The organism is Streptomyces capoamus (assembly GCF_014654935.1).
Lineage (GTDB): Bacteria > Actinomycetota > Actinomycetes > Streptomycetales > Streptomycetaceae > Streptomyces > Streptomyces capoamus.
Genome location: NZ_BNBF01000002.1, coordinates 457,358 through 467,792, shown reverse-complemented (window position 1 = coordinate 467,792; position 10,435 = coordinate 457,358). Strand labels below are relative to the sequence as shown.

General features: G+C 71.3%; 12 protein-coding genes. 4 read left to right on the top strand and 8 right to left on the bottom strand.

Features of this window, described 5'->3' with window-relative positions; genetic code table 11:
* Positions 1-512 (top strand): flavoprotein (locus tag IE312_RS05675; RefSeq protein ID WP_229899120.1); only part of this gene is annotated, 512 nt, incomplete at its 5' end.
* 4 nt (positions 513-516) lie between these two features.
* Here the strand turns inward: IE312_RS05675 and IE312_RS05670 are convergent.
* The 8 genes from IE312_RS05670 to IE312_RS05635 form a co-directional block, all read right to left on the bottom strand.
* Positions 517-1,851 carry a Dyp-type peroxidase gene (locus tag IE312_RS05670; protein WP_189978883.1) on the bottom strand — a complete coding sequence of 445 codons (1,335 nt, stop codon included), beginning with the start codon at positions 1,849-1,851 and terminating at the stop codon, positions 517-519.
* 18 nt (positions 1,852-1,869) lie between these two features.
* The gene (locus tag IE312_RS05665) at positions 1,870-2,880 is read right to left on the bottom strand and encodes a hypothetical protein (RefSeq protein ID WP_189978881.1); all 1,011 of its coding nucleotides are present in this window, start codon (positions 2,878-2,880) and stop codon (positions 1,870-1,872) included.
* Between the two features lie 12 nt (positions 2,881-2,892).
* Positions 2,893-3,426, bottom strand: coding sequence for a hypothetical protein (locus IE312_RS05660; RefSeq protein ID WP_189978879.1), 534 nt, complete (start codon positions 3,424-3,426; stop codon positions 2,893-2,895).
* Positions 3,427-3,541: 115 nt separating this feature from the next.
* Entirely contained in the window at positions 3,542-4,057 is a 516-nt protein-coding gene (locus tag IE312_RS05655; RefSeq protein ID WP_189978877.1) for a hypothetical protein, read from the bottom strand.
* A 42-nt stretch (positions 4,058-4,099) separates the two neighbouring features.
* Complete coding sequence (locus tag IE312_RS05650; RefSeq protein WP_189978875.1) at positions 4,100-4,837, bottom strand: NIPSNAP family protein; 738 nt, start codon at positions 4,835-4,837, stop codon at positions 4,100-4,102.
* 84 nt (positions 4,838-4,921) lie between these two features.
* The gene (locus IE312_RS05645) at positions 4,922-5,350 is read right to left on the bottom strand and encodes an Rrf2 family transcriptional regulator (protein ID WP_189978873.1); all 429 of its coding nucleotides are present in this window, start codon (positions 5,348-5,350) and stop codon (positions 4,922-4,924) included.
* Between the two features lie 134 nt (positions 5,351-5,484).
* Positions 5,485-5,784: a nuclear transport factor 2 family protein gene (locus IE312_RS05640; RefSeq protein WP_229899118.1), complete on the bottom strand. Its 300-nt coding sequence runs from the start codon at positions 5,782-5,784 to the stop codon at positions 5,485-5,487.
* 619 nt (positions 5,785-6,403) lie between these two features.
* Positions 6,404-6,841 (bottom strand): hypothetical protein, encoded by a 438-nt coding sequence (locus tag IE312_RS05635; RefSeq protein WP_003974483.1) that lies wholly within the window; start codon positions 6,839-6,841, stop codon positions 6,404-6,406.
* Between the two features lie 526 nt (positions 6,842-7,367).
* Between IE312_RS05635 and hemL the strand changes: the two genes are divergently transcribed.
* The 3 genes from hemL to IE312_RS05620 form a co-directional block, all read left to right on the top strand.
* Entirely contained in the window at positions 7,368-8,696 is a 1,329-nt protein-coding gene (gene hemL, locus IE312_RS05630; RefSeq protein WP_189978871.1) for a glutamate-1-semialdehyde 2,1-aminomutase, read from the top strand.
* Complete coding sequence (locus IE312_RS05625) at positions 8,693-9,406, top strand: histidine phosphatase family protein (protein WP_189978869.1); 714 nt, start codon at positions 8,693-8,695, stop codon at positions 9,404-9,406. The genes hemL and IE312_RS05625 overlap by 4 nt, the downstream gene beginning before the upstream one ends.
* 157 nt (positions 9,407-9,563) lie before the next feature.
* A partial coding sequence (locus tag IE312_RS05620; protein WP_229899116.1) for a polysaccharide deacetylase family protein occupies positions 9,564-10,435 on the top strand: 872 nt, incomplete at its 3' end.

The following is a 10,435-nucleotide window of genomic DNA, read 5'->3' as shown; positions in this document are numbered from 1 at the left end:
TCTGCGCGAGCGGCATCGCCCCCGGCGTCGGCAAGCTGATCACCGCGGCCCAGGAGGCGCACTGGGACGTCGGTGTCGTCGCCACCCCGCAGGGCCTCGGCTTCATCGACGTGCGGGCGGTCGAGGCGCAGACCGGCTACCCGATCCGCTCCGCCTGGCGCCGGCCGGGGGACCCGCGCCCGCTGCCGCCGCCGGACGCCATCGCGGTCGCCCCGGCCACCTTCAACACCCTGAACAAGTGGGCCGCCGGCATCTCCGACACCCTCGCCCTGGGCATCCTGTGCGAGGCGTACGGCATGGGCGTCCCGACGGTGGCCCTGCCGTACCTGAACGCCGCCCAGGCCGCCCACCCCGCCTACCGGCAGAGCCTGGACCGGCTGCGGTCGATGGGCGTCCTGATCGGCTCCCGGGCACCGCGGGACGCCGGAGCGGGCGGGGACACCGACGGCTTCCGCTGGGAGGAGGCCCTGGAACTGCTGGAACACCTGCGCGGCGGCGCGTCCGCGCGGTGACTCCTCAGTCCTCCAGGTCGCCGAGCCAGCGCAGGGCGGTCAGGCCGGGCAGGAAGCAGTACTCGCCGCCCCGGGTGACGACGAACCGCGGGAGCGAGGTCAGGCGCCGGCGCAGCGGCCGCCGGGGGACGGTGAAGTCGCCGGAGCCGTCCCGGGACCCGGTCACGGGATCCTGGGCGTCGTTCGCGCCGAAGAAGACGCCGTCGTTCATCCACTGCGACTGGACGAACTCGAACTGCCGTCCCAGGTGCGCACCGATGAACGCGAACATGAGACCGCGGTCGGCCCCGTCGTCCTCCAGCACGCCCTCGGGCAGCGGCGGGCCGTAGACGGCGCCGCGGCGGATCATGCGGTGCAGCCGGACCTCCCCCGCCACCGCGGCGTCCCGGGGATTGGCCCGGCGGATGTGGCAGCCCCCGGGCGTCTTGAATCCCGCCGGGTCGTCGCTCTCGTACAGGAAGGTGTTACGGCGGTGCGGGTCGGCGCCGAGGGCCGGATCGTCGGCCTGCGGGGCCAGTGCCAGCGGAGCACCGCTGCGCCAGCGCCCCATGATCTTCGCGGCGAGGAGTTCCTCGTCCTCGGGCCCGCTGGAGTTGTCCCTCAGGCAGCGGCGGAACGCGGCGACGTCCTGGTGGAGCTTGCGGAACACCGCGTAACTGCCGTTGCGCCCCAGCACGGTGGGCCGCGGGGACTGGATCCCGCCGATCTCGTCCCGGTAGCCGAGCACGAACTCGCCGGCCTTCAGCGGGACTTCCAGTTCGTTGGACCCCGGTATGCCGCTGCCTTCGACGGCCGGATGGCTGACCCCGTCCCGGTAGCCGAAGTGCTCGGTCTCGGTGGGCAGCGCGTAGCAGTCCTGCCGCCAGACCGCCGTCACCCCGGAGAGCCGGTCGTACGCGGGGCGGGCGCGGTCGACGGCCGCCTCCAGGCGGGCGGGGTCGGGCGCGACCGCGGTGAGCACGACATGCACACCGGGGCCGCCGAGCGGCGCTTCCCAGTGCTCCGGGCCGCTCTCGCCGACGTCACCCAGTGCTGCGGCGCGGGCGGCCATCCCTTGCCGGAACTCCCAGGCGAACGTCTCCAGCGAGGCGCGCGGCACCCCCAGCGCCTCCAGGCCGCGACAGGTGACCGCCACACTCACCCAGGTGTCCCCCAAGGGGCTGACCGGGTCCGCCGCCGAGGTCACGGCCGTGCTCGCGCGCCGCATGAGTTCCCGCCCATCCCGCCGGTCGTCGATGCGGAAGGCGAGGTAGGTCGCCGCGTACGGCGTCGGCCGCGCGCTGAGGACCCCGCGCTGGATGTCGGCGAGTTCCAGCGCGTCGTCCGTGTGTGTGGTCACGGCCGGCCTCCCGCTGCTTCACGAGACGACATTGGCCCAGAACTTCCGCAGGCTGTCGTCGCCGCCGAACAGGGAGCTGAAGATCGTCGAGTCGGCGAGCAGCAGGTCCGCCGCCCGGTCGCCGCGGGGCGGCATCCACAGGAACATGTTGAACTCCGTGTTGCCGGCCTCGGTGAACGGGTGCGGCCTCGACGAGTCGATGGGCTGCCTGGCCAGCACGCGGACGGCGTCCGGGTCGTCGCCCGTCACGTCGTAGTGCGGCAGGTGCAGGTGGAAGTTGAAGTTCGTCACCCCGTCGAGCCAGCCCCTCGGGTCCAGGTCCCGGACCGTGGACAGCGGGGCGATCCGGTTGCCGTCGACCGTCGCGGGCCGCAGCCCGTACCGGTTCATGACCGGCACACCGAGGCCCTTCATCAGGTCCCTGACGTAGGTGGCGAAGCGCTGCTGACGGGGCACCAGGGGATCGCCGTGGTGGCGGTACTCCATCTCGCGGACCTTCAGGTCGTCCGAGGCGCCGACGTCGTGGTGCGGGCCCAGGACGAGGCGGGCGTCCTCCCGGGCGAGGAACGCCCGCAGGGCCTCGATCTCCCCGGGCTGCGCCTCCTGCCCGGTGACCGCGTGGTCCAGCCCGAACACGAACAGCACGTCCGTGTCGTCGAGCACCCGCTCGTCCAGCGGCGTGAAGAAACCCGCCTGGTCGATGCGCTGGTACACCGGGACGGGATGGCCCGTGACCTCCTCGACGTAGTCCTGGAAGGGCACCCAGGCCCAGAAGAACAGTTCCAGCGATCCGGCGACCCCCTGCTGGAACCGGTACGGATCCGACCACTTCGGGTCCTCGTACGCGGGCCAGGCCACCCGCCTGACCTCGGTCATCGTGGAGAACCTGTTGTCCAGCTGCGCCGGGTCGCGACCGGCCTCGGCCGGGTAGCTCCACGAGACGTAGATGCTCACCCGCCGTCCGCCAGGGGTGTACGCCCGCGGGACGTGCCGCTGGTTGTACGTGCGCGCGGTCCTGACCTCGCCCATGTCACCTCAGCCTCACTGCATCTGGTCGAGCATCTCCGACAGGGCGCCCTTGACCCGCAGGGCCTTCTTGATCTCGTCCGCCGTCACGTAGGGGTACTCGCCGTACTCGATGAAGCTCGGACAGTGGTGCGCGCGGACGAACCGCACGAACGCCTCGGGATTCGTCCGCCAGTCCTCGGGAAACCCTTCGAGGTTCTCGAAGGTGGTGTTCACGCCCACCTTCGAGAACAGAGCGACGGCGTCCTCGGTGTACTTGTCGAAGTCGGTGTCGAAGATCCCCTGGTACATGAACCGGGTGTCGTCGTCGAAGAGCACCCAGCGCAGGTAGTGCAGCTTCAGCGGCGCGAGGAGGTGCGGGTCCTCCTCCAGTGCCTTCGCCAGGGTGTGGCCGTGCGCCCGTATCGCCTCGGCCCTGCCCGGTTTGACGTCCGCGATGATCGTGAACCCGTAGCAGGCCGGTGTCCTCGGGAAGACCGGGCCGTACTTGCCCTGTTCCAGGTGGTCGGTCTCCTTGGGGATGGCGACCGCCTGCGGCTTGATCTCCATGTCCGCTCCTCCCGTTTCCAGAAACTGGGACGGACCACCTACAGCTTGGCACCGGACCGCCGGGTGCGCCTGACCGCCGGGCAGCAGCCGGTCGGCGGCCCGCACCGGCACGGCGTCAGAGCTTGCCGAAGACCTTGACGAGGACGACGACGAGTCCGAGCGCCAGGTTGACCGCCCCCGCGGTCACCGCGGCGCGGCCGGTGGCCCCCGCGCGCCGGGCGGCGACCGTGGACCAGCCGACGTGACCGGCCAGCGCCGTCCCGAGGGCCAGCCACACCGCTCCTTGCGGACCGATACCGAGCAGGGGCGTGACGGCGACCGCCACGGCCGGCGGGACGGCCGCCATGATGATGGGCCACTCGCTCGCACACGCGTGCCGGATCTCGGCCGCACCCACCGTCCCGCCCCTGATCCGCTCCCGGAACATCTGGCCGTACACGCGGGTCGCCCAGGACGCCAGTCCGCTGCACAGCAGCAGCAGAACGAGCTCCAGCCGGGGGAAGGAACCGGCGGAACCGGCTCCTACCACCACCGAGGCCGCGAGCAGCGAGCCGTACACGGCCCCCATGTATCCCTCGGCGGTGTCCGGCTGCGGGGCGTCCGCGGCTTGCGCGGGAGGCCGGCCTTCCATGGCCCCAGTGTGGTCACCCGGGGCGCGCGCCGCACGGGGAACTCACCGCAGCAGGGACCGGTCGGTGGGGGCGAGCCGCAGGTGCTGCGGGTCCCTGGCCCACCGTTGCGAGAGGACCGGCAGTACCTCTTCGCGCCAGGGCGCCGAGCGCCGCAGGCGGTCCAGGTGGTCGTCCATGCGGTGCACGTCGGTGAACCGCGCGAACCACACGAAGACCTCCTCGCCCGTCCGCACCGGGAGCGCCGGGAAGGTGTTCGGGGCGTGTTCCGACTGCAGGTACGCCAGGGGCTCGCCGCCGGTGTCGGCCAGTACGGGCCGTACGCGCTGCCGGAAGAACTCGGCGAACTCCGTGTCGAACGGACGGCGGCCGTACCAGATCGTGGCGAGGACGAGCGACGGCGGCGAGGGCGCCGGCTCGCCGGGGGCGGACCGGGTGACCGCCGGCTCCGGGAAGCCGCCGTCCGCCGAGGCCGGCCGCAGCAGCAGCACGTCATCGGAGTCGATCATCGTCGCGTTCGCCTCGTCGCGGTGCGTCTTCCAGACCGGTCCGCCGTAGAAGCCCTCCAGGGCCCCGGCCCGGCTCTCCATGTCCTCGAAGCCGCGGAGCCAGACGAACCGGTCGGGGTCGTCCAGGTCGCGGAACTGCCCCAGCACCGTCGCGCCGACCGCCTCCTGAGACTCGACGAACTCCCGGTCGAACAGATCGATCAGCACGTCCCGCTGTCCGGGATGCAGGGTGTACTGCCGCAGTTCGACGACTGGACACCATAGGACTCTCACCGGTTCTCGCTCCTCGCTCGGTTACTGAAACAAACTTTGTTACACCCGAGGGTGCGGCGACCGCCCGGGCCATCGGCTCGTCCGCTAGTGCACCAGCGTCTCGCGCAGCACATCGGCGATCGACGTCTGCGCCAGCTCCCGTCGCATGGCCTGCTCCACCCGGCCGTAGACCCCGCTCAGGGCGGGCCGGATGCCCTTCCCCACCGGGCACTCCTGATTGGGCTCGGTGTGGTGCAGCCCGAACGGCGGGTGCGCGTCGACGGCGTCGTACACCTCCAGCAGGCTGATCGCCTCGGGCTCGCGCGCCAGGCTCCAGCCCGCGCCGGCGCCGTGGCGGACCGTCACCAGGCCGGCCCGCCGCAGGTCGCCGAGACTGCGCCGGAGGATCACGGGGTTGGTGTTGACGCTGGCCGCGACCTGCTCCGAGGTGAGTACCTCCTGGCCACGGCGCCGCGCCAACGCGAGCCAGGCCAGCGCGTGCGCCGCGATGGTCAATCGACTGTTGGCCGCCATCACCTCACCCCTCCTTGGTGCAACAGGATCTGTTACACCCGGTGCGGTGGTCAAGGGTTCGTCATCGCGTTGCGAAGCGCACCGCCTCGCGGCGCCGCCCCCCGGTCACGTGCCCTTCGCCCACGCCCAGGCCGTCAGCCGCCACTCGGCGCCGACCTCGTCGCGGGTACGACGACGTAGGCGTGAGGGCCGGTGACATCGACACGGCGTGGCTCACCGAGCGTGATGCGGTACTGCGAGGCGCCCAGGTGTTCCCCCTCGGCGACCACGTCCCTCCACCAGTCCGCTCCGGCTGTCGGCCCGTGCCACACGTGCGGCGCCATTCCGTCGAGGATCTGCATCGGGTCGGCGCACTGCGCTGCCATCGCGTCCGCGTCACCGCGGTTGAACGCATCGACGTACCGGGCCACCGCCGTCATGGGATCGTTCGGCACCACAGGCCTCCTCCACTCGCGTACGCGGACCGCTCCCTCGGGAACCTGATCTCATCGTCCCCGGAGGCCGGCCCGGCCGCCCGGCGTGCGCACGGGCGTAGGGCGGGGTCTGATAGCCCCGCCCGGCGACCGAGAACTCCTGGAATTTCTCGGTGAAATGCGCGTTGACCTGCCGGTTCGCCCCTTGGGCGCTTCGTTGCCGGAATACGTCCTGCCACTCCTGGCTGCCGAAGGCTGCGTCGCCGAGTTGCCGGTGGCCGTCGCTAGCTCGGTCGTGGGCCGTCGTCGCGTCGTCCACAGTGGCTCCATTGCGGTTGTGGCGGCATCCGGGGCGGGCGAGGGGACCTGTGCGCCCCGGAGCCTCACTGCCTACGGAGGTGTCCATACTCCGGGGAAGCGAGTCCTCGCCTCTGCGTGAGGCTTAAGCTGCATAGGCAGAGGCCGCTGCAGCGGATCTACGCTTCCGGCTGGTACGGCCGACCTGTGCGCCGCCTAGGGCACATCAGTGCCCCCAGCGAATCCAAGTGCCCTCAATGTGCCCTGGCTGTCGGACGGCCCCTCTCAGGCACCAGCGGGGGCGGGACTCGACAGCCCCGCCCGAACCCACCAAAACCCCAGGTCAGGGCCAAACCAGGCAATAAGGCTGATGTCCCGCCTCGTGCAGCCGGTGGCTGAAGTCCTGCCACTCGTGCAGCAGCTGGTAGACGTTGAAGGCGTCCCGCGGGCCGCCCCGGTCCGGGACCGTCGACCAGATGAAGGCCGCCGCGCCGACCGCTTCCTCGCCGATGCCGCGCAGGGGGTCGACGACCGTCATGGGCAGCTTGACGACGGCGTAGTCGGGGTGCAGGACGACCAGTTCCAGGGGCGGGACCTTGTGCAGCGGGACGCCCTCGATGCCGGTGAGGACCATCGCGGCCATCGTCTCCGGCTTGATCTTGGTGAACATGCCGTTCATGCCCAGCTCGTCGCCGCCGAGTTCCTCGGGGCGCATCGAGATGGGGACGCGGGCCGCGGTCGCACCGTCCGGCGCGCCGAAGTATTTGTACGTCACCCCCACCCGACCACCATTCCTGCTCCCCGCCCGGAGGCGGTCGGCCCGGTGGTCGAGCCGGCCGTCGATCTGCCGGTCGTGCCGCTCGGGCTCACTCGGTACACCCTGTGTTGGACGTGCGTCAGTCTGACGTGCCTCGGTCGCTTCCTCCGCGTCGCGCCGGTGCCTTCCCCGCCGGGCACGTCGAGGACCCAGGTCGTCAGTCCCCTCGCCCAGTCCGCCACCGCGATGCATATCTCCACCCGACTGCTTTTCTAGGACGCGTGGCCCCCGCCGCGCAACCCGATCATCGTGTCAGTGACCTCCCCCACGGCCGCCCGCCGAAACGTACGGCGGAACAACGGTCCGCGCGGGAGATTCCCGGCCTCTGATCATTACGTGCGTATGAGCTGTGTGTATCAGCTCTCAGTCTCGCAGATGAGCGATGACGCCGCTCCGATCCCGAGGCCGCCCGCGGTCCGCCCGGCCCGCGGCCTACCCTGAGGAGGTCACCCCGCAACCGGAGTCCGAGAAGTCGGAGAAGCCGCACGACATGAGTGCCACGAGCGAAACGCCCTATCCCTACGACGCGCCCGTCTCGCAGGCGCTGTTCGACCGCGCCTCCGTCGTCACCCCGGGCGGAGTGAACTCCCCGGTGCGCGCCTTCCGCGCCGTCGGCGGCACCCCCCGCTTCATGGTGTCGGGCAAAGGGGCCTACCTCACCGACGCCGACGGGCGCGAGTACGTCGACCTGGTCTGCTCCTGGGGGCCCATGATCCTCGGGCACTCCCACCCCGAGGTCATCGCCGCCGTCCAGGAGGCCGTCGCCCGCGGTACGTCCTTCGGCACGCCCGGCGAGGGCGAGGTCGCGCTCGCCGAGGAGATCGTCGCCCGCGTCGAACCCGTCGAGCAGGTGCGGCTGGTCAGCAGCGGCACCGAGGCGACCATGTCCGCGATCCGGCTCGCCCGCGGGTTCACCCGGCGGTCCAAGGTGATCAAGTTCGCCGGCTGCTACCACGGGCACGTGGACTCGCTGCTCGCCGCGGCCGGCAGCGGTGTCGCCACCTTCGCGCTGCCGGACACCCCCGGTGTGACCGGGGCCCAGGCCGGCGACACGATCGTGCTGCCGTACAACGACCTGGAGGCCGTGCAGGAGGCCTTCCACCGGCACCCGGGCGAGATCGCCTGCGTGATCACCGAGGCGTCGCCGGGGAACATGGGCGTCGTACCGCCGGACCCGGGGTTCAACCAGGGACTGAAGGACGCCTGCCGGAAGAACGGCGCCCTGTTCATCTCCGACGAGGTGATGACCGGGTTCCGCACCAGCCGCGCCGGGTGGTACGGCGTGGAGGGTGTGAAGCCGGACCTCATGACCTTCGGCAAGGTCATGGGCGGCGGGTTCCCGGCCGCGGCCTTCGGCGGCCGCGCCGACGTCATGGCGCACCTCGCGCCCGCCGGACCCGTCTACCAGGCCGGCACCCTTTCCGGGAACCCGGTCGCCACCGCCGCCGGTCTCGCCCAGCTGCGGCTGCTCGACGACGCCGCCTACGACACGGTGGACGCCGTCTCGGCGCAGATCCGGCAGCTGGTCACGGAGGCGCTGAGCAAGGAGGGCGTCGCGCACCGGGTGCAGACGGCGTCCAACATGTTCTCCGTGTTCTTCACGGACCGGCAGGTGCGCACCTACGAGGACGCCAAGCGGCAGGAGTCGTACCGCTTCACCGCGTTCTTCCACTCGCTGCTGGCGAACGGCGTGTACCTGCCGCCGTCGTCCTTCGAGTCCTGGTTCGTGTCCACGGCCCACGACGAGCGGGCCGTGCAGAAGATCGCCGACGCCCTTCCGGCGGCGGCCCGGGCGGCTGCGGAGGCCACGGCGGAATGAGCACTGCACCCGAGAACCCCGTGAACAAGGACGTCACCGTCGTCCACCTCATGCGGCACGGCGAGGTCGAGAACCCGGACGGCGTCCTGTACGGGCGGCTGCCCGGCTACCACCTGTCCGAACTGGGCCGGAAGATGGCCGACCGGGTCGCCGAGCACCTGGCCGCGCGGGACGTCACCTACGTCTGCTCCTCCCCGCTGGAGCGGGCGCAGGAGACGGCCACCCCGATCGCCAAGGCGCACGGGCTGGACCTGGACACCGACGAGCGGCTGATCGAGGCCGAGAACGTGTTCCAGGGCAAGACGTTCGGCGTCGGCGACGGCGCGCTGCGCAAGCCGGACAACTGGAAGCACCTCGTCAACCCGTTCCGGCCGTCCTGGGGCGAGCCGTACGTGGACCAGGTGGTGCGGATGATGGGCGCGCTGAGCACGGCCAAGGACCGGGCGCGCGGGCACGAGGCGGTGCTGGTCAGCCACCAGCTGCCGATCTGGATCGTGCGGTCGTACGTCGAGCGGCGGCGGCTGTGGCACGATCCGCGCAGGCGGCAGTGCACCCTCGCCTCCCTGACGAGCTTCACCTACCTGGGCGACAAGATCGTGTCGGTGGGTTACAGCGAGCCCGCCATCGATCTGGTCCCGGCCCATCTGCGCGCCGGTGCCAGGCCGCAGAAGGGCAAGGGCACCGCGCAGGGAAGGGCCTTCGGCGCCTGACCGGGCCCGACTCCGGTGCACTGACCGTCCGTTTGGCGTGACTTAGGGTGTCTTTGCCGGAAGCGTTGCTAAAAACATAAGAATGATCGGAACCACCCCGATCGTCGTGGCCTCTGACTGGGTGAACACCAGTAGGCGCGACGAATCGGGGTTTTCCATGCGCACCTTCTCCCGGACCCTCTCCCGGCGGGGCGTTCTCGGCCTCGGCGCGGGCGCGGCCGCCGCCGCCTCGCTCGCCGGCTGCGGAAGCCCCACGTCCTCGGACGGCGGCGGGCACCCGAACGGTTCCGGCCAGGGCCGGCCGGGGCACGGGGTCGGGAAGGGCGGCGCGCGTCCGGCGCGGCCCATCGGTGACGGCTCGACCTCCTTCACCGGCAAGCAGCCGCACCAGCCGGCCAAGCCCGAGCCGCTGGAGCCGGGGCAGACCCCGCCGCAGTTCGTGATCTTCTCCTGGGACGGCGCCGGCGAGGTCGGCAACGGCCTCTTCCCGCGCTTCCTGGACCTGGCCAAGGAGCACGGCGCGTCCATGACCTTCTTCCTGTCGGGGCTGTACCTGCTGCCCGAGTCGAAGAAGCGGCTGTACGAGCCCCCGAACAACCCGCGCGGCGCCTCCGACATCGGCTACCTCAGCGACCCGCACATCAAGGCCACGCTGACGAACGTGCGCCGGGCCTGGCTGGAGGGGCACGAGATCGGCACCCACTTCAACGGGCACTTCTGCGCCGGCACCGGCACGGTCGGCAACTGGACCCCGCAGCAGTGGGCGAGCGAGATCCGGCAGGCCAAGGCGTTCGTGAAGCAGTGGCGCACCAACACCGGCTGGACCGACCTGCCGTCCCTGCCGTTCGACTACGACAAGGAGCTGGTCGGCGGCCGTACGCCCTGTCTGCTCGGCCAGAACAACCTGCTGCCCACCGCGCGCGAGCTGGGCTGGCGCTACGACGCCTCCTCGCCGGGCGGCCGGCAGACGTGGCCGGAGAAGAAGCTGGGGATCTGGGACCTGCCCCTGCAGCAGATACCTTTCCCCGG